Source organism: Providencia sp. PROV119 (assembly GCF_028482435.1).
GTDB classification, from domain to species: domain Bacteria; phylum Pseudomonadota; class Gammaproteobacteria; order Enterobacterales; family Enterobacteriaceae; genus Providencia; species Providencia stuartii.
The window spans coordinates 1-18,906 of the sequence record NZ_JAMPQL010000030.1 but is presented as its reverse complement, the minus strand read 5'-3'; the positions used below and the strand labels follow the sequence as shown (position 1 = coordinate 18,906).

Genomic DNA, 18,906 nt, shown 5'->3' with positions numbered 1-18,906 from the left:
TTCATCAAATATAAATTATCATGATTAATAAAACCAAAGAGTTATCAATAAAAAATGAAAAAATCTCATTGGACTTAATCATTGGTCAAACCTGTCTTTTTTTATTAATTGATATATATGGAAGAGTTTCATATGTTAGTCAACGTTTCTTAGAAACTTACAACTACAATCGTGCAGATGTTATTGGATATAAGCCAAGCATAATAAATAATCAGTTGATTTTAGAAAAAAACAGTCTTGATTTTATTTCTAATTATAGTAACACTGAAGATATTATTTTTATAACTAAAGAAAATAAAAAAATATTTTTTATAGCTAGATTAATGGAGATAGAAGAAAATAGCAACAATGTCTATCATTACTGTCTTATTTTATCTGAAGTAACAAGGCTAATAGCAGCTAAGAATAAACTCTCTTTCCAAGTATACCATGACCCTCTAACTGGACTATTAAACAGATATGGTTTTTATAGAAAAGGCAAAGAAGCTCTTAAATTAGCCAAAAATAGTAAAACAGAATGCTATTTGGCGCTTATTGACATTGATAAATTTAAAAAAATAAACGATACCTTTGGTCATGGTTATGGTGATCGACTATTAAAACAGTTCACTAAAAATGTAAAAAAACACTTACCGAGTGAGGTTATTTTTGCTCGATTAGGTGGCGATGAATTTGTGTTAATGGTGAATGACATACATCATCATCATGCAGAATCTATCTTTTGGGAGCTGGTTCACTTTATGGGGACTTGTTCATATTGCCATTTAGAAGGAGAAGTATCGAATATCAATATTAGTGTCGGCATTGCACAATACCCGCGTGATGGTGAGCGTTTAGGGAGTTTAGTAAAAAATGCCGATATAGCCTTATACCATGCGAAAAAACAAGGAGGAAATCAAATAAAGAAATGTATTTAGGTTTAACTATATAGCTGTTTTAACTAATAAAATTTAAAACCGTACTTAGTTGAAAACTACACTCAACAAGTAAAGATTATAATAAATATTTTATTTATCAAGGATTATATATGTTGAAAGCTGTCATACCTGTTGCGGGGTTAGGTACTCGCATGCTACCAGCAACAAAAGCGATACCTAAGGAGATGTTACCTCTTGTAGATAAACCTATTATACAATACATAATAAAAGAATGTTATATGGCGGGTATCAATGAAATTATATTTGTTACTCATTCATCTAAAAATTCAATTGAAAATCATTTTGATACCTCTTTTGAATTAAAATCGTTATTAGAACAAAAAGGGAAAGAGCAATTACTCAATGAAATAAATGGTATTTGCCCTGAAAATTTAAAAATTATGCATGTTAGACAAGGCTGTGCAAGCGGTCTAGGCCATGCGATATTATGTGCTCAGCCTTTTATTGGTGATAATGATTTTATTGTTGTTTTACCAGACGTCATTATTAATGAATATGCTTGTAATTACGCATCTGATAATTTACCCGCAATGATTGACCGCTTTTACTCGACAGGAAAAAGCCAAATATTAATTGAACAAGTCAATATCGAGCATGTCGAAAATTACGGGATTGTAGATTGCCATAATGAGGTTACTCATAGCGGAGAGTTTAATAATATCTATGCGATTGTAGAGAAACCACATAAAGAGAGTGCGCCATCAAACTTAGCTATTGTTGGCCGTTATGTTTTAAGTAAAGAGATTTGGCCATTGCTGGCAAAAACCCCTATTGGTAAGAGTAATGAAATCCAACTGACGGATGCATTATCCATGCTTCTGAAAACCCATGCTATTGAAGGTTATCACATAAAGGGGCGTTCTCATGATTGTGGCGATAAAATGGGGTATATGAAAGCGTTCTTTGAATATAGTCGTCAGCATCAAACATTTGGCTCACAGTTTCATCGCTGGTTGAAAGATTCGGTAGAAACTGTTTAATCATAACGCCTATTTATAGGGTAGATTTTATGAATCAACAAAATCCAATCGCTAGTCTGATTTTTAGTTATATGCCTAATGCGAGATCTTGTTCTTTATTTTTTATATTTGTTTGTTATTCAAATAGATATAACAACTTTAAAAATCAGGATTGGATTTTTATTGCTAACAGAATAAGAAGATTACAATTAATCATGCTAATTCTTTTTTATTAAAAAAGTATGGGTCGTATTGAGAAATATTTTACCTCTGTCTGAATAAACTTATCTGATAATGATATCTCCTATGTAATACCTTAACAATGATGGATTAATTCGAGATTTCATTATGAATGAGTTTAGTCATCAGCTAAGTAAAACTGACTTCATTGAAAACAGATGTTTTATTATCCCATTACTTTAATGATTTTTGTTTAATTTTTATTAGTACTCATTCTCAGTCATGTAAGCAATGGACAATAACAACGAAATTTGATTTTTAAACCACAGCAGAGGCAACAAAATGAATATTAGAGATTTCGAGTATTTAAACGCATTAGGTAAGTTTCTTAACTTTAAAAAAGCGGCTCAATATTGCAATGTAGCTCAACCAACCTTAAGTATTCAGATTGGTAAACTAGAAAACACACTCGGCTGTTTTCTGCTAGAAAGAACCACCCGTCGGGTTAACTTTACACCTTTGGGTCTACAAATCTTAGAGCACAGCAAGATTATTTTAAAAGAGATAGAAGAAATTAAAGCCATTGCACAGCAATCTACAAATAATAATATAAAAACTTTTCATATTGGCATTTCTGATTCATTACCAGAGTATTTTGCCTCCTACATTACAGAAGCCGTCTTAGCAAGTGACCCTAATATTAACTTAATAGTCACGGTGGATAGCTCAGAGGAACTGTTTGCCCAGCTCGCCTCGATGTCCTTAAACTTGCTGATCGTTTCTTCAACAAAATGCCCCGATAACTTTATTTCAGCCTCCTTGATAAGCTTCCCTATAAACCATCAATTTGTCACCCAAAAAGGACATAGCACAGAGCAGCCAACGAGTATTTTAGGTTCGTATTCAGAAATAAAATCTAAAATCTGTTTTCGAAATGGCGATAGAAATATGGATAACTACTTGCACATTGGTAACTTAATCAATGAATCGATAGATCTTTTATTGAAAAAAAACCATATCGCCTAGCGCTTCTCTTACTGGAACTCAGCGTGCTACATATCGAAAACTCAATCTTCGCTATTGTAGTACGCTTAACCTAAGAGAAGTTTTAGCACCGACAACGTCTTGCAATGCAACTTTTTGTTAACTTTATTATTGTCATCGGTTCTCGATAGAGAAAGATCAGCACACCTTTTTTTCTTCCTAGGAAAAGTACTTTTTCTTTTAAAAATCACTGATAAAGCAATTTTTATTGGTAGTTTTTTTATCAAAAAATCCTGTAAAATTTAAACTCATTAAGTAGTTAATAAATTTTAATTTATTGAATTAAATGATTATTTTCATAGTGTATCGATCATTTGTTAATATTAAAAATACTACCGTGATCACATTCTTATCATAAACTCTCTTTTTCAACGAAAAGTACCAGCGATCCTTTCTAAAGTCTCTTTCTTATTTTTAAATAAAAAGCTTCAATTAAGAAACACAAAATAAACATAAAATTAACATAATCCAGATGCCAGCGAAAATATGTACCCTATGATGCGCCGGCGCTGTTTGTGAGATAACGAGGTAGACATGAAACCAGAAGATTTTCGCTCAGATGCCAAACGCCCATTTAACAGCCAAGAATATTTAAAAAGCCTACAAGATGGCCGTGAAATTTATATCTATGGTGAGCGTGTTAAAGATGTCACCACTCACCCAGCATTTCGTAATTCAGCCGCTTCAATAGGACAGTTATATGATGCACTCCATGATAAAGCAACTCATGACAGCCTTTGCTGGGGAACAGATACCGGAAACGGCGGCTATACACACAAATTCTTCCGTTTCGCCACCAGCGCCGATGAACTGCGCCAACAACGTGACGCCATCGCTGATTGGTCACGCCAAAGCTATGGATGGATGGGACGCACTCCAGACTATAAGGCGGCATTCGCCAGTTGTTTAGGGGCTAACCCAGAATATTACGGCCAATTCGCTGATAACGCGCGTAATTGGTATAAACGTATTCAAGAAAGTGGGCTTTATTTTAACCATGCGATTGTTAATCCACCAATCGATCGCCATAAACCTGCTGATGAAGTAAAAGATGTCTATATCAAGCTGGAAAAAGAAACTGATGCAGGTATTATCGTCAGCGGCGCAAAAGTGGTTGCCACTAACTCCGCCCTAACTCACTACAACTTTATCGGTTTCGGCTCTGCACAAGTGATGGGGGATAACCCTGATTTTGCACTGATGTTCGTCGCACCAATGGACGCTGATGGTGTAAAACTAATTTCACGCGCATCATACGAATTAGTTGCTGGCGTAACAGGCGCACCTTTTGACTACCCACTATCAAGCCGTTTTGATGAAAATGATGCGATATTAGTCATGGATCATGTGTTGATCCCATGGGAAAACGTATTAATTTATCGTGATTTTGATAGAGCGCGTAATTGGGCTGTACAAGGTGGTTTCGCTCGCTTGTTCCCATTACAAGCCTGCGTGCGTTTAGCGGTTAAATTGGATTTCATTACAGGCTTACTGCAAAAAAGCCTTGAATGTACTGGAGTTGTCGACTTCCGTGGTGTACAAGCAGACTTAGGTGAAGTGGTAGCATGGCGTAATTTATTCTGGTCACTTACCGATGCAATGACTTCGGAAGCGAAGGCTTGGGAAGGCGGAGCCTATCTGCCAGATACGCAAGCAATCCAAACTTATCGCGTAATGGCACCAATGGCCTATACGAAAATCAAGAATATCATAGAAAGTAATGTCACCAGTGGTTTGATATATCTACCATCCAGTGTGAAAGACATGAACAACCCAGAAATCGATAAGTATCTGGCAAAATATGTGCGTGGCTCTAACGGTATGGATCATGTAGAACGTATCAAGGTGTTAAAGCTAATGTGGGATGCGATTGGAAGCGAGTTTGGCGGACGTCATGAGCTTTATGAAATCAACTATGCGGGTAGTCAGGACGAAATTCGTCTGCAATGTCTACGCCATGCTTATGGTTCGGGTAATATGAAAGCAATGACAGATATGGTTGACCGCTGCCTGTCTGATTACGATCAGCATGGTTGGAAACGCCCACACCTGCATAACAACAACGATATTAATAAGTTAGATTCGCTGCTGAAATAATCGGCAGCAGGAGGTCAATATGTCTTTAGAAAATGAACATCGCCTGCGTTTCAGAGATGCGATGGCAAGTCTTGGTGCAGCAGTTAACATAGTCACCACGGATGGCACAGCAGGTTGCTGCGGTATTACTGCAACAGCAGTCTGTTCAGTCACGGACACGCCACCCACTTTGATGGTGTGTGTTAACCGCAACAGCGCTATGAATGCGGTCTTTCAAGAAAATGGCCGCCTGTGTGTCAATATCCTTAACCATGAACAAGAAGAGATGGCGTGCCACTTCGCGGGAATGAAAGGCTCTACAATGGAAGAGCGCTTTGCTTGGAGCATCTGGGATAAAGGTATTTTGCAACAACCATTATTGAAAGATGCACTTGCTAACCTAGAGGGTGAAATAACCCAAGTGCAAGACATTGGTACGCATTCTGTTTATTTGGTTGAAATGAAGCAGATTATCGTGAGAGAAGAAGGTCACGGGTTAATTTACTTCAAACGTAAATTCCACCCAGTTATGCACCAGACATTAGCAGTAACCGCATAACGGATTAAACCATCAATATGCTTAGAGGGGCTATGCGATATAGCCCCTCTTTTTGATCCAACGCTAAGAAAGTCCTTTCTAAGCAATATGTTCCTACCGATACAGTCACCCTTCTTTTTTTCAATATCCCAACAAACACTATGTAATTATATTGACTGCCTAAATACAAATTAGTCATGTTTATAATTTTTCTAAATCAATACATTAGTACAAATCTATCTTTTATTGTTAATGTTTAGTTATTTTATTGAATGATAATAATTATTATTTACAATCTCATTACCGATTGATCTTTAACAATAATGGCTATGAAAAATGACACTATGAAGCCTGTCACTCGGCTTCTTCAATTAATGATTGGTGTGAGTCCGTTTATGGCAAGCGGCATGATGACTGCACAGAGTGCAACTCAAGAACCAACACAACTAGGCCCTCTCAAAGTTTCCGCAAAATCACAAAAGGAGCTAGATGCTGAATATCCTTATTTGCAGCTTGGCTCCTCGTCCTATATTGATGGCAAAACCGTTGAGAGATTCCGAGGTAATTCAGCTGCCGATTTTCTACGTGGCGTCAGTGGCGTCCATCTTGGGGATATTCGTAATGGCGGAGCGTTAGATGTCAATATTCGCGGTTTACAAGGCCAAAGCCGCGTTCCCGTTATTGTCGACGGTACGCAGCAATCCATTGATGTTTACCGTGGTTACGCTGGTGTACAGCAACGCAGCTATTTAGACCCCGACTTGATTAGCCATGTTACCATCGACAAAGGTCCTACCCTTGCGACAGATGCCGCGGGAGCTATCGGGGGAGCGGTGCGGGTCACAACCTTACAACCTGCCGATGTTATTCCGAAAGGTGAAACTTTTGGGGTACGTTTAAGAGGTGGGCTTGCCAATAACACGGTCTCAGAACGATCCGGTTTTTATACTAAAACCAAAGAGAGTAATGACGCCAATCCGTGGCCGAATATGAATAGCCGCTTTGGTAGTGTCGCTATCGCAACAGATCAGGATCGCTATCAATTACTTGCAGCTTACGCCTACCGTAATCAAGGTAACTATTTTGCAGGTAAAAACGGCGCGAAACGCTATCGTGACGCCCATTATTCGTCAACGGGTGGCACGGGGATGACAACAGCCGCGGTGATTGACGCCTATCCTGCTGGAAAAGAGGTTCTTGATACCCATAGCCGTAGTGAATCTTGGTTAGTCAAAGGGGCTGGCGAGCTTACTGATACCCAAAAGTTCGAGTTAATTTATCGCCGTTATGACGCTAAATGGGGTGAAATCATGCCATCGATGATTACAACCCCCAATAGCAAAGGGGAATCTAATCAATTTATCCCGAGTAAAATTACCATTGATTCATTATCAGCAAAGCACAATTTTGATCCGGATAATGATTGGGTCAATTTGACCTCTGAATTGTGGTATACCCACTCAGTCAGCCGTATGTACAATGCAAATATCGGTAACGTTCCTGTTTTCGATCAAAGTACTGAGCAGCGTCCAGACCCACAAAGTGAAGAGTACAAACAAGGGCTATTATCCGATATTAAAGCGGATAGATATGGCGTGAATTTAACCAACCGCTCAACGTTCGAAAATCGTCTTGGTGAGTTTAATTTAACAATTGGTGGTGCTTTCCAGTATGAAGATACCGGCCCTAATTCACCTGTCCTAAAAGAAAATCTGCAAAAAAACTATTTCTTGCGCAGTGGTGTTCGCAAAGAGTATAGCTTATCAAGCTCCCTAGAATATAAACCCGTGAATTGGTTAACAGTTCAAGTTGGAGGGCGTTATACCGAATATCATGTTAGAGATAGAAACAGCACCGCTTATGCGGCGAAATCTCGCACTCAAGAGTACACGTTTGCTCGCTTAAAGAAAAACGGTGAATATTTCACCAAATGGCCTGAAAGCTGGTATATGGAGTGGTGGCCTGATGAACAAGGAAACTACACGTTAGACTCTTTAAAGAAAACCCCATACGCAAACACAACGCTTGGCGAAAAGTATGACTTTGATGGTTATGACCCTGACCCAAGAGGGGAAAAAGGTTATCTGAAAAAAGAAGTCACCACAGAATACGCTTACACCAAACCTATTGAGCGGAAAGGAAGCGATTTCAGCCCACAGGTAGGGCTGGCATTTCACCTTGATGACAATAGTCAAATCTATGTTAAATACAGTGAAGCCGTTAAGAACCCAACTATCTTTGAGTCAACTTTAGGCAACTGGACCTCAATGCCGTCTGCTGATTTAAAACCAGAGAAAAACAAAGTTCTTGAAATCGGTGCATCAACTGTACAAAACTCACTATTTACCGAAGAAGATAAACTTGCCGCTAAGGTATCCTGGTTTAAGAGTGACTTACATGACATGATCACTCGAGGCTATCACCCAAATAACGCTTCTTGGTTCATAGAGAATGTGGATCTTTATAAAACATCCGGTATTGAATATAGCTTAGCTTATGATCAAGGTCGCTTCTATGCTGATGTATCGGGTAACTACTATTTAGAAGCCACAACGTGTGATACGAAAACTGCTGAGCGTTTTCGTCAGTACGCTTATGGCGATCCTAATACCCCAAACTGTGTGAATGGTGGCTTTGGCACCTCGTTAGTTAATATCACTAACCCACCCAAATACAGCATCAATACAACACTTGGGGTGAGGCTACTTGATGAACGCAACTTAGATATTGGCGTTCGCCGTATCTATAATAGCGGCCCTACTCATAAGTTAAACCGTTCATGGAATACCGTTGGGATGACGGGAACCCAGTTAATTTATTTATCAACCGTGACTTATGATGCTTACGCTAATTATCAGTTCAACCCTAATGCGGATATCAACCTTACCGTCACTAACCTCACTAATGAATACTATGTTGATCCAATGGCGCTTAGCTTGATGCCTGCGCCAGGTAGAACGGTTTCAGTTGATTTTACTTATCGCTTTTAAATAACAATTCCTGCCCAAGGAGTGGGCAGGAAGATGACAATTAAGCTTCGATTTTTTTCATATAACGATAGTGAGAAAAGGTGACTAACAATGCAACAAACGCAATACCAGCCCCTAGCATAAACCCGCCAGAATAGCCTACCGCCGCCGTTAGCCCCACCAGCATCATTGAGCTAGCCAATTCACCAATATCACGAGTACTCTGTACTGCTGTCATATCCGTTCCTGCTTGCGTATAGCGAGAAGCGAATTGCATACCTGCGGTCATAATCGCCACAGAAGTGACACCGGAAGATAATGAACCAAGTGTGATACAGGTAGCCACTAATGCCATTGATACGCCGCTCATCGACTGGAATGTCCATAATAGCGATGAGAATAATGCGAATAATAGGCCAAATGAGAATGCGCGCCAGACGCCGATTTTACCAATCAACCAAGCGCCGCCCCCACAACCTAACACTAACGTGACCATGCCACCCGCCATTCCCATTTTCCCAATCTGAGCCAGCGACCAACCTGTATCATTTAAGAATAATTTTGCCAAACCAAAACCAGAAACGGCGGTCACCGCAGAAAGTAAGGTTAGCAGCAGTAGACGAGGTGCACCTTGACGCTTAAAGGTTTTTAATAAGCTCGCTTTTTCATCTTCCTGAATGGCTTGTGATGTTTTTAATGGGCACAACGAAATAAAAAACAGACTTAACAACGGCACACAAGCCAAAATCGCTAATGCCATATGCTGACCCAATGACTCACTCATAATCATCAGCCCTGCACCACCAATAAAAAAGCCAGCCATCACGCCCGCTATCTGCACGGCATTGATTTTTGATAGCATTGAGCCGCTGACTTGCTCTGCCGCCATACCGTCGGTGGCAATATCTTGTGTCGCACTCGCTAAAGAAGCAATAAATAGCAATACAACACAAGCCAGTGCATTTTCCACAGAGAAACCAATAAAGCTAAGTGCAAACATGGTGAGTGTCACGATAACCTGCATAGGGATAATCCAGCTCTTACGACGTCCTAACCGTTTTCCCCAATGGTTATCAACAAAAGATGCCCATAAAAATTTTACTACCCAAGGTAAGCCCACAAGTGGCAAAAATGCGAGTACCTTTAACTCACCACCATCATGTCGTAAAAAGGTAGGTAGAGCATCCATCGCAATCCCCATCGGTATACCTTGAGCGAGGTATAACAATCCTAAGGTCATCACCAGTTGTTTATTCTGTAACAGATCTTTCATATCCACTCCGACCACTTTTTTGTGTCGCAGATAACTTAGCCACACATCCAAGTGTTAATAACAAAAACAAGCCACAAAATAGCAGCATGACATCAATACGGTTAAAGCCAGCAGGCTGCTGCCATAACGAGAAAATAAATGCGATGAAAAAGAGTAAAGTTGATAAAGCAGCAATTAAAATCAGCATCTTGCGAGCATTTTTAATCACTAGACAGAGGATAAAAATGCCTCCCCAGCACAGGAAAAAAGCACTTATTGGCAATGTTAATGACAGAGACATCACAACCAGCAATGCGCTTACTGACAGCAACAGTCCACCACAGCATCCAACGATCCCCCCGGCAATCCGCGAGGCTGCATGCCGCCAACACCACATTGCCAACCCACTCGCTACCAAGACACAGCCACTAAATCCCGCGATAAAATGCAAAACGCTAAATAGCGTTTCGACGTTTGGTAGCCATTGATACTGGCCATAATGCAGTGGTTGAATACTGATAAAAGCACGAGTCCAGAAAGCGTGATCAGAGGAGTCTCGAACACCAACAAGCCGCCCTTCATTCAAATCAAAACGATATTGCTCAAAGTTGGCACTACCCGGTTGCCCCGCGTGTACTCCACCAATCACCAATGAATCGCCTTGGCGCATCAAGGTTTGTGGCGTAAAAGAGGGATAAGTTTGTTTAAGCCACTCGAATACTTGCTCTGGTTGATGCTCGCGTAGAACTACTTGGTGGTTATCAACCTTACGAAAGCCCCCCATCAATTGCTGCATGACCAACTGTGGATTATCAGGGCTTACACTTGATGCCAAGCCAACGGTTCCTAACGCACCTAACCCTGAAAGCGCCCCTGTCACAGCAAATAAAATTAGCCATGGATAGCACCATAATCCCAGCCAATTATGCAGATCATGAATAAATAAGCGTAAATTCAGCCGACGCGGTAAGCGCATCATCGAAGCTAGCTTGCGGCGGTTAATAATAAAGCCGCTAATTAACAGTACTGCCAACGCAAAACCAAATAGGCTAATCAGAATACGTCCTGGAAAATCAATAAATAGGTTTTTATGCAATGTGACCAGCCACATTGCAGGAGTATTCTGCGCTAAAGCTTGGCCCGTAATGGCACTATAGCTGTTATCGCACTGCCCCATCCCAAGGCAAAAAGTGATGGTAGGATTGGCTGATTGAGGTAACTGCACCAATGCAGCCTCTGGCTGTAACGTTAGTAATTGTGATAGCGGCAGGAGTTCTCCTGAAAGGGGCGCTTTATTCCACCAAAGACGTAAAGCATCACTTCCTAAGCTCCAAGTGCCACTTAGCATAATCACAAATAAAAAAACGCCCAAAAATGCACCCGCACTACGATGTAGATCGGACATTCTGCGCGTCAGTGGGACTTTCATTGTCCTCCCCCCCACAGCAATAACCACAATAGAGGAAGCGGCCACCATCCGTAACTGCGTAATAACATTTGTCGCCAGCTACTCGCGGTAAAGCTGTAGACAAACATCCCCATGGTGCAAAAAACGGCAAGAAAAACTGCTCCATACAAGCGGTTTAGAAGATCATCCGAAGGGTAAATGCGAACGAATAATAGGGAGAGAACAACTCCCCCTATTAAAGTGCCAATAATGGAAATCGCACTGACTAATTTCATTAAAAATCAGCCTTTACAGTCAACATCACGTTACGAGGTTCGCCGTAACGGTTATTCCATTGTGGAGAGAAAAGACCTGAATAATAGCGGCGATCGAATAAGTTATTCACATTGACCGCTGCGCTCCACGTTTCGTCAATTTGATACCCCAAACGCGTATTAAAGAGTGCATAACCCCCTTGACGTAAAGTGACATTGCCATTGGTGGTACTATAAGCACTTTGTGCTTGCATACCGCCCCCAATGCTCCATTTACGTTCATCCCAAGGAAGATCGTAGTTGGTCCATACACGTAACATATGACGAGGCGTTAACGTGTTGTAGGCATTACCTTTGTTTTGGCTATCATCGCGATATTTGGTGTCTGTATAGGTGTAGCCGACAGAGACATCCCAAAATGGCGTAATATAGCCAACACCTTCTAATTCAAAACCTTGGCTACGTACTTTGCCCCCACTAATAAAGTAATTATCAAAGCCTCCCGTCGGGTGATCAGGGTCAACTTGAGGATTGTTTTTGATATCTATCTGATAGATAGCCCCTGATAAGTTCAAGCTACCGTTGAGTAATCCCGCTTTAATCCCCGTCTCTAGCGTTTGCCCTTCAACGGGTTTCAGCATTTTACCACTCCAGGTTTTCGCGGTTTGAGGCTGATAAACGGTTGAATAGCTGCTATACCAAGACCAATCTTTTGCAAAATCCCAAATCACACCGCCATAAGGGGTGATCCGGCCATTTTCAGTAAATTTAGACGTTGGCGATTTCAATTCCCACCAGCTATCGCGAGCCCCAATGATCACCGTGACAGGCTCTACAACCTTAATGCGCCCCATACCATAAACGCCTTTTTGAGTTGTTTTCGTTGCACCTGGAGAGCTATAAGGCCCGACATTAGGCTTTGGTACGCTGTGTGGATCCCAGCGATAGACGTTCACGGGAACATTCAGTGAAGGGTCAAATTCCGCGCTATACTGCTTTTCACTCGCATGCGAGTAATTAACCCCCATAATCACATCATGCTTCTGCCCCCAGCCTTCAACCTTACCATTCAAGCTTGTATCAAGACTGATTTGTTCATTGCGGAATTTATAAGCGCCCCCCATCAGCATGGCGCCATCCCCAGTTTCAGGGTCGATATTGCCCCATGCACCTGCATAAATTAGGCGAGCATTAACATGTTGATATTCAGTATTGAGTTTGTATTGCCAATCATCATTGATCTGGTGCTCAATCGCAGCAAAGGTGCGTGTGGTATCCCATTTAAAACGGTCCCAATCCACATCAAGGTAGGTTTTACGCGGAAGATGCAAATCACGACCATCTTTCCCCATAGGTACGCCAGCCATATTGGTGACTGAATCGATAGTTTGATATTGTGCACCAACACGTAATAAAGTATCAGGGGTGAGATCCGCATCAACCGTCGCGTACATTAAACGTGTTTTTTGATCGGATACATCATAGAAGAAATCCTTATCCTCCCACGCCATCACAAATCGCCCACGCACACTGCCTGCTTCATTGAGTAATCCACCAACATCCGCTTCACCGCGATAACGGTTCCAACTCCCCGCTGTTAAGCTGAGTTTCGCCATATCTTCCTTTGGTGCATGTTTGCGAACCATATTGACCGTCGCAGCAGGGTTTCCCATTCCATGAAGTAGCCCATTGGAGCCACGTAAGATCTCAACACGCTCATACACCGCCATATCTTGCGGTGAACTCGCCATATTACCGAGCAACGCTGGCACACCATCAATTTCAAAGGAGTCAATTTGGAAGCCACGTACATAGTAGGCGGTCGTTAACTTGACGTAAGGGGCACTCGTTACCCCTGTGGCTCTTTGCATAACATCGTCAAGGGTTTGTAGGTTCTGCTTTTCGATTTGCTCGCGGTCAATAACACTGACAGATTGTGCAACTTCTCTTGGTTTTAGGGCTATTTTGCCTAATGTTGTGACGCCAGGTTCCACATAATCGTCATCAGCACTGGAGGTCGTTGTTACTTGCATGACATCATGCTTAGGTTGCGAGCTTTGTTCTGCCCCTGCTGATAAAGCCCATGGAGCAGTTGCTAAAAACAGTGCGCAAGGGGCAAGTTTTAGCCCTTTTAAGCGCTTAGCATTATGAACGGACAACATTTTCTACCCTAAAAAGTTAAATGATAATTGTTATCAATTTAGCAATTAATGGGGTGGGATACTTTCGAATGCCGGATTTTGTCTATCGCTATCCGGCAATAACTAACGTTTTTTGAGTTGATTTGGTGAGATGCCAAAGCGCTTACGAAAAGCGACAGAGAAGTGAGCGGGAGTATAGCCAACCTGATAAGCCACGGTAGAAATATTCGCATCATGGACGCTCAACAGCTGATAAGCCGTTTCCAATCGATACTCTTGCAACCAACCGTAAATACTATTACCAAACAGTTGGCGAAACCCTTGCGTTAACTTACGAGTATTCATACCAACACGCTTCGCTAATTCATCCAAGCTAGGCGGGGATTCTAACTCCTGCATTAAGATAGATTTCGCTATCTGCAAATTATCAATATCACGTTGACGCAATTTAGGCGCTATTTGCGATGGCTCATGTAAAAAGTGATCTAAGCATAACGCTGTAATTTCAGTTACTTTAGCGCATAAGTAGAGCTGATGTAATGATGGATGAGTAGGACAGGCAAATAGCTGCTGTGTCATTGCTAGCACACTTGCAGGAATTGAAAAATGTAATAATTGAGCTTTACTTGGATGGTAGCAGCTTTCAGGTAGCTTTAATTGATGTTGTTCCAACCATTCAGGTGAAATATCGATCATCGTATATTTCATCGGTTGGCAGGCGCGAAACAGGTTGCATAGCTGGTAATTTTTCTGGCTGCCAGAGAGTATCAATGAGGGTGAATTAACCTCGACATTATGTCCAGAGCTGCTACGACAACCCATTGCGCCTTGATGTATGGCCACTAACTTCAGGCCTGCCTGTTGTTCTTCATTAATCCCCAGATCATGTGGGATCACAAACTCACCGCGACTGATGCGCACAAAAGGCCCAACAGTATAATCTTCGCGGTTAGAATGCGCTTGATTAAGTTTATCTTCAGAACGTTGCTGCATGATTTTTTTCGAAACAAAGGCGATGTGCTGACTATCTTGTCAAATAAATAAGAAAATAACAATCATTATCATTTGCAAATTGTGCAATGCCAATTATTTTAGATTGAATAATCTGGCGTAATGCTTTGGATTAAGACGTAAAAATAACAACAAGGTTATCAAGATCATCAAAATATGCGCTATCCAAACCAAAGCAAAACTTTGGCTTACCTCATGTAACCAAGCAGCAAATAGAGGCCCAAAGGCCGCGATAATAAACCCGCCAGCTTGCATCAAAGAGGTTAATGCCCCCGCACTCTCAGGGTGCGGAAGATGATCAAGAGAAGCAATAATACTCAATGCAAAACACCCGCCTAACCCAATACCGATTAAACAAACCCACAAAAAAGCGAATAACTGAGGGAAAAACACTAACCCTGTAAACCCGATCATTTGGCTACATAATGTCACAATCAGCCAAAATCGACGGTCAATATTGTGAGAAGCAAGAATGGGAATTAACAAAGCAGAGAGGGCTTGAAACACGCTCAGTAAGGCAACCAGTGAACCACTATCAGCACTGCTCATACCTTGCTCAATAAAAAATGGCGCTAACCATGTGACTACCGTTCCATATCCTGCATTAACAAGGCCAAAACCAACCATGAGTAGCCAAGCCCTCGGCTTCGCTAAAAAGACAAAAACCGATCCTCGCCCATGGTTTTGATGCGTGGCTGATGAATCGATATTAACGACAACGGCGATTAGTGCAAATAAAGCGGGTAATGCCATCCATGCTAAAGCAATTTGCCAATGTCCTGAGGCTGTTGTACATGATTGTGCCATCTCGTTACAAGAAATATTGGCAAGCATCGGGGTCAACTGTGCACCCATCGCCCCACCCGCCATTAACATCGCGGAGTATAGCCCCGTCATCGCGGCCATTTTTTGTGGGAAACGTAATTTAATTAGTCCCGGAAATACCGCTTGAATATACGCAGCTCCCACACCACAAATAAAAGCGGTGATTAAGAGCTGCTCTCCATTAGTCACAAATAGACGCGATAAAGAGCCGATAAGCAACAATAACATCGCAAGGCTAAGCCCAACTCGCTCACCTAGCCTTTGGTTTAAGGCAGGAACAATTAAAGCGCCAACCCCCATTAATAGCATCGGTAACAGCGTCAGTAATGAAATGCTTTGGTAAGTCATCCCCGTAGTTTGGATAATCCCCTCGATCAGTGGACCTGGCCCCGTGATAAAGGGCCGTAAATTGATCCCGACTAATACGATAGTCATAACCAAACCTAATGAAGCGGTTTTATACCCAGCCATTAATGTTGTTGTTCCCGCCAGAAAGTATAAAGCGCGGATTGAGCCTCATTTTCGGGTTTTAATTGAATAAAAGTCAGCCCACATTGTTGCTGTGGCTCTACTCTCAGTGATTGGGCGATAGCCTCCGTCGATAAACCAAATGGCTCTGCATCTTGATTTGAATACGCATAAACAATCCGCGAAATCCCCGCCATACGCATCGCAGCTAAACACATTGGGCATGGCTGACCACTCGCATATACCACACAATCTTCTAACCGAGTGCGTTTTAAGGTTTCGCCTGCTTGACGTAGCGCCATTAGCTCTGCATGAGCCGTTGGATCGTTCAGCTCAAGCATCTGATTAACACCTGTTGCAACCACTGCGCCATCACGCACAATCACGGCGCCAAATGGCCGTCCACCTGCTTTGACATTCTCTTTAGCCAGTGAAATAGCTTGTTGTAAAAATTGTTTATCTTGCATTATTTCGCTCCTGAACGTTCAAGGATTTCAACCAAGTTGCTATATCCTTTCTGCTTTGCCAACGTCAATGGAGAATTGCCTGACGCATCTGCTAAATTAACATCAGCACCGCCTTTGATAAGTTGCGTCACAATCGTGGCATATTTTTCGCTGCCATCACCGAGTATGATAGCTTCTATTAATGCCGTCCAACCAAGTCTATTTACATGGTTAACATTAACACCGGCATCAATTAGGGTTTGCACAGTTTTCACGTGACCGCGTTCAGCAGCGGGGATCAATGCGGTTCCCCCATAGCGGTTAGTACTTGCTAGATCTGCACCATTTTCTAGTGTCATCTCTAAAATTTCTTGTAGCCCTCTGGCCCCCGCATACAGATAAGGTGAATCTTGGATTGCATCACGGGCATTGACGTTAGCCCCCTGCTCGATTAGAAAGCGAGCCACTTCGATTTGATTGGCATGTGTCGCTGCCATTAAAGGAGTACGTAAACGTAAATCACGCTGTTCAATATTTGCACCTTGCTTAAGGGCTTGAGTCACCCCAGAAAGATCCCCTTTTTCAGCAAGAGTCACCAACGACGATGAGTCTACTTGTGCAAATGATTTGGCCATTAATATCAGTGAAATACTAAGAATACCTAACATATAAGCTAACCACTTGGTCGTTAAACACCATTTTTTCATTGTGCTCCTCCTTTGTCGTCTATTTAATCTACTGAAAATATATGCTATTTAAAAATTAAATATTTAAATGTCAGGTATCTATAAAATGAATACATTGCTGAATTTTATTCTACTTAAGACCTTTATTACTGTGGCAGAAACCGGTAATTTCACCGTCGCTTCACAACATTTAAACTCAACTCAATCCACGCTAAGCCAGCAAATCCAACGCTTAGAGGCTTTGGTTGGACAGCCTTTATTTATCCGTGGTCATCGTATGCTCACACTGACGGAAACCGGCGAAGTACTTTTCAGTTATGCAAAGAAGATCATCGCTCTCAACGATATGTTTTTTATGAAAATCACGGGAAATGCGGTGATCCAAACGCTGCGCTTAGGTTTTCCGGAAGATTTTGCTTCAGGGCAAGTAACCCCGACTCTCGCCGCTTTTATGCATGAACACCCCAATATTCGTTTAGAGGTCACAAGTGGTCTTAGTCGCCAGTTATATCAACACTACCAGCAAGGAGCGCTTGATTTGATTATCGTTAAGCAGCGCAAGGGGGAATTTAAGAGTGATTATCGCTGGCCGGAGCCGTTATGTTGGCTAACGAGCGCCAATAATGAGTATTTAAATGCCGATTCTTTGCCTTTGATTGTTTTCCCTGAAAATGGCTTGTATCGTAACGATATGTTCCGCTTACTGGATATTGAACAGCGCCCTTGGCATATAACTTACACCTGTTCAAGCCTTGCAGGTATTCAAAGTGCCATTGCTGATGGGCTTGGGATCAGCTTACTGCCGTTACGCGCTAAGTTACCACAACATCGGATCCTGACGGAGCAAGAAGGTTTCCCCGCCGCCGAAGAGATGGAAATAGCGATGCATGTCCACGATAGTTCCGACTCGATTAAGGTGTTAGCAGAACGGTTGGCAAGACAGCTTGAACAACTTTGATAAAGAACATGATATGCAGAAACTCTTTGATCACCTAATCACGCTAGAAAAAAAGCTACATCATTATTCAAATAGAGATAATTTAGAATTTCTTGAAAATATTCTGCACCCAGCGTTTTTAGAATTTTGCCGCTCTGGTGTGAGCGCCGATAAAACAGAGACACTTTTAGCCCTCACCCAAGCTAATAATTTATTGGAAATTCACTCCGAAAATTTCCAATGTGCACAGATAGATGCGAATACAGTGCTCATCACCTATTTAAGTTTTCAACTTGATAATGAGATACGTATTAAACAAACACTACGTTCATCGATTTGGAGCAAAAATCATCACAACCAATGGCAGCTCCGTTTCCACCAAGGAACACCAAGCTCGTTATAAATGCTTTTTTGCTGCATCGTAAACGTCATTACGATTACACTTTCCTATGACATATAAACAAATTTCGTTTATTTACTCTATGCAATTTCATGGCTACTATTTTATTTGTTTATTGAAAATAATATCTAATAAATTTAAATAGTTAATGGAATAAATAAAAGGAAATTAAAATGAAAAGACACCCTATTCGGCCTAACTACGACCCCTATAATTGTAATAGTGGTATACCTCATATACCTGATACACACTGGGATCCACATTCAAAAGCATGGGAGTTCAATGATGTACAAGTTAATCATGACTTCATCCTGTCCACTCCCCATTAATTAAGACACTTCAAATTAGAGATTTCTAACTGTTTACGGTATGTC

17 protein-coding genes are annotated in these 18,906 nt (G+C 41.5%); 9 read left to right on the top strand and 8 right to left on the bottom strand.

Annotation, left to right across the window (positions count from 1 at the left end):
* Positions 1-20 precede the first annotated feature (20 nt).
* The 6 genes from PSF11_RS19150 (at position 21) to PSF11_RS19125 (ending at position 8,725) form a co-directional block, all read left to right on the top strand.
* Positions 21-917 carry a sensor domain-containing diguanylate cyclase gene (locus tag PSF11_RS19150; RefSeq protein WP_036941727.1) on the top strand — a complete coding sequence of 299 codons (897 nt, stop codon included), beginning with the start codon at positions 21-23 and terminating at the stop codon, positions 915-917.
* Positions 918-1,027: 110 nt separating this feature from the next.
* Positions 1,028-1,918 (top strand): UTP--glucose-1-phosphate uridylyltransferase GalU, encoded by an 891-nt coding sequence (gene galU, locus PSF11_RS19145; protein WP_004927318.1) that lies wholly within the window; start codon positions 1,028-1,030, stop codon positions 1,916-1,918.
* 501 nt (positions 1,919-2,419) lie between these two features.
* On the top strand, positions 2,420-3,103 hold the full coding sequence (locus tag PSF11_RS19140; RefSeq protein ID WP_004927309.1) for a LysR family transcriptional regulator: 684 nt from the start codon (positions 2,420-2,422) through the stop codon (positions 3,101-3,103).
* Positions 3,104-3,655: 552 nt separating this feature from the next.
* Positions 3,656-5,218, top strand: a complete 1,563-nt coding sequence (gene hpaB, locus PSF11_RS19135) for a 4-hydroxyphenylacetate 3-monooxygenase, oxygenase component (RefSeq protein WP_004927302.1) — start codon at positions 3,656-3,658, stop codon at positions 5,216-5,218.
* A gap of 19 nt (positions 5,219-5,237) precedes the next feature.
* The gene (gene hpaC, locus PSF11_RS19130; protein WP_004927299.1) at positions 5,238-5,756 is read left to right on the top strand and encodes a 4-hydroxyphenylacetate 3-monooxygenase, reductase component; all 519 of its coding nucleotides are present in this window, start codon (positions 5,238-5,240) and stop codon (positions 5,754-5,756) included.
* Positions 5,757-6,064: 308 nt separating this feature from the next.
* On the top strand, positions 6,065-8,725 hold the full coding sequence (locus tag PSF11_RS19125) for a TonB-dependent receptor domain-containing protein (protein ID WP_225829622.1): 2,661 nt from the start codon (positions 6,065-6,067) through the stop codon (positions 8,723-8,725).
* A gap of 40 nt (positions 8,726-8,765) precedes the next feature.
* Here PSF11_RS19125 and PSF11_RS19120 read toward each other — a convergent pair whose 3' ends face one another.
* The 8 genes from PSF11_RS19120 to PSF11_RS19085 form a co-directional block, all read right to left on the bottom strand.
* Entirely contained in the window at positions 8,766-9,977 is a 1,212-nt protein-coding gene (locus PSF11_RS19120; protein WP_072502507.1) for a RhtX/FptX family siderophore transporter, read from the bottom strand.
* On the bottom strand, positions 9,955-11,385 hold the full coding sequence (locus PSF11_RS19115) for a PepSY-associated TM helix domain-containing protein (RefSeq protein ID WP_036941739.1): 1,431 nt from the start codon (positions 11,383-11,385) through the stop codon (positions 9,955-9,957). Before PSF11_RS19115 ends, PSF11_RS19120 begins: the two co-directional genes overlap by 23 nt.
* Positions 11,382-11,639: a hypothetical protein gene (locus tag PSF11_RS19110; protein WP_014656748.1), complete on the bottom strand. Its 258-nt coding sequence runs from the start codon at positions 11,637-11,639 to the stop codon at positions 11,382-11,384. Before PSF11_RS19110 ends, PSF11_RS19115 begins: the two co-directional genes overlap by 4 nt.
* On the bottom strand, positions 11,639-13,780 hold the full coding sequence (locus PSF11_RS19105; RefSeq protein ID WP_014656749.1) for a TonB-dependent siderophore receptor: 2,142 nt from the start codon (positions 13,778-13,780) through the stop codon (positions 11,639-11,641). The genes PSF11_RS19110 and PSF11_RS19105 overlap by 1 nt, the downstream gene beginning before the upstream one ends.
* 102 nt (positions 13,781-13,882) lie before the next feature.
* Positions 13,883-14,752: a helix-turn-helix domain-containing protein gene (locus PSF11_RS19100; protein ID WP_004927282.1), complete on the bottom strand. Its 870-nt coding sequence runs from the start codon at positions 14,750-14,752 to the stop codon at positions 13,883-13,885.
* 93 nt (positions 14,753-14,845) lie between these two features.
* A complete protein-coding gene (locus tag PSF11_RS19095; protein ID WP_072502508.1) occupies positions 14,846-16,066 on the bottom strand; it encodes a cyanate transporter in 1,221 nt (406 codons plus the stop codon).
* Positions 16,066-16,530, bottom strand: a complete 465-nt coding sequence (locus tag PSF11_RS19090) for a nucleoside deaminase (RefSeq protein ID WP_061064707.1) — start codon at positions 16,528-16,530, stop codon at positions 16,066-16,068. Before PSF11_RS19090 ends, PSF11_RS19095 begins: the two co-directional genes overlap by 1 nt.
* Positions 16,530-17,216, bottom strand: a complete 687-nt coding sequence (locus tag PSF11_RS19085) for an ankyrin repeat domain-containing protein (protein ID WP_072502509.1) — start codon at positions 17,214-17,216, stop codon at positions 16,530-16,532. Before PSF11_RS19085 ends, PSF11_RS19090 begins: the two co-directional genes overlap by 1 nt.
* 85 nt (positions 17,217-17,301) lie before the next feature.
* Here PSF11_RS19085 and PSF11_RS19080 point away from each other — a divergent pair, with 85 nt between their 5' ends.
* The 3 genes from PSF11_RS19080 (at position 17,302) to PSF11_RS19070 (ending at position 18,861) form a co-directional block, all read left to right on the top strand.
* A complete protein-coding gene (locus PSF11_RS19080) occupies positions 17,302-18,153 on the top strand; it encodes a LysR substrate-binding domain-containing protein (RefSeq protein ID WP_014656753.1) in 852 nt (283 codons plus the stop codon).
* Between the two features lie 13 nt (positions 18,154-18,166).
* The gene (locus tag PSF11_RS19075) at positions 18,167-18,535 is read left to right on the top strand and encodes a nuclear transport factor 2 family protein (RefSeq protein ID WP_223854846.1); all 369 of its coding nucleotides are present in this window, start codon (positions 18,167-18,169) and stop codon (positions 18,533-18,535) included.
* A gap of 170 nt (positions 18,536-18,705) precedes the next feature.
* Positions 18,706-18,861 (top strand): hypothetical protein, encoded by a 156-nt coding sequence (locus PSF11_RS19070; protein WP_158514048.1) that lies wholly within the window; start codon positions 18,706-18,708, stop codon positions 18,859-18,861.
* The last annotated feature ends 45 nt before the right edge of the window (positions 18,862-18,906 follow it).

Coding starts and splice junctions, on each gene's coding strand:
- PSF11_RS19150 (WP_036941727.1), top strand. CDS start 21: ATGATTAATAAAACCAAAGAGTTATCAATAAAAAATGAAAAAATCTCA.
- galU (WP_004927318.1), top strand. CDS start 1,028: ATGTTGAAAGCTGTCATACCTGTTGCGGGGTTAGGTACTCGCATGCTA.
- PSF11_RS19140 (WP_004927309.1), top strand. CDS start 2,420: ATGAATATTAGAGATTTCGAGTATTTAAACGCATTAGGTAAGTTTCTT.
- hpaB (WP_004927302.1), top strand. CDS start 3,656: ATGAAACCAGAAGATTTTCGCTCAGATGCCAAACGCCCATTTAACAGC.
- hpaC (WP_004927299.1), top strand. CDS start 5,238: ATGTCTTTAGAAAATGAACATCGCCTGCGTTTCAGAGATGCGATGGCA.
- PSF11_RS19125 (WP_225829622.1), top strand. CDS start 6,065: ATGAAAAATGACACTATGAAGCCTGTCACTCGGCTTCTTCAATTAATG.
- PSF11_RS19120 (WP_072502507.1), bottom strand. CDS start 9,977: ATGAAAGATCTGTTACAGAATAAACAACTGGTGATGACCTTAGGATTG.
- PSF11_RS19115 (WP_036941739.1), bottom strand. CDS start 11,385: ATGAAAGTCCCACTGACGCGCAGAATGTCCGATCTACATCGTAGTGCG.
- PSF11_RS19110 (WP_014656748.1), bottom strand. CDS start 11,639: ATGAAATTAGTCAGTGCGATTTCCATTATTGGCACTTTAATAGGGGGA.
- PSF11_RS19105 (WP_014656749.1), bottom strand. CDS start 13,780: ATGTTGTCCGTTCATAATGCTAAGCGCTTAAAAGGGCTAAAACTTGCC.
- PSF11_RS19100 (WP_004927282.1), bottom strand. CDS start 14,752: ATGCAGCAACGTTCTGAAGATAAACTTAATCAAGCGCATTCTAACCGC.
- PSF11_RS19095 (WP_072502508.1), bottom strand. CDS start 16,066: ATGGCTGGGTATAAAACCGCTTCATTAGGTTTGGTTATGACTATCGTA.
- PSF11_RS19090 (WP_061064707.1), bottom strand. CDS start 16,530: ATGCAAGATAAACAATTTTTACAACAAGCTATTTCACTGGCTAAAGAG.
- PSF11_RS19085 (WP_072502509.1), bottom strand. CDS start 17,216: ATGAAAAAATGGTGTTTAACGACCAAGTGGTTAGCTTATATGTTAGGT.
- PSF11_RS19080 (WP_014656753.1), top strand. CDS start 17,302: ATGAATACATTGCTGAATTTTATTCTACTTAAGACCTTTATTACTGTG.
- PSF11_RS19075 (WP_223854846.1), top strand. CDS start 18,167: ATGCAGAAACTCTTTGATCACCTAATCACGCTAGAAAAAAAGCTACAT.
- PSF11_RS19070 (WP_158514048.1), top strand. CDS start 18,706: ATGAAAAGACACCCTATTCGGCCTAACTACGACCCCTATAATTGTAAT.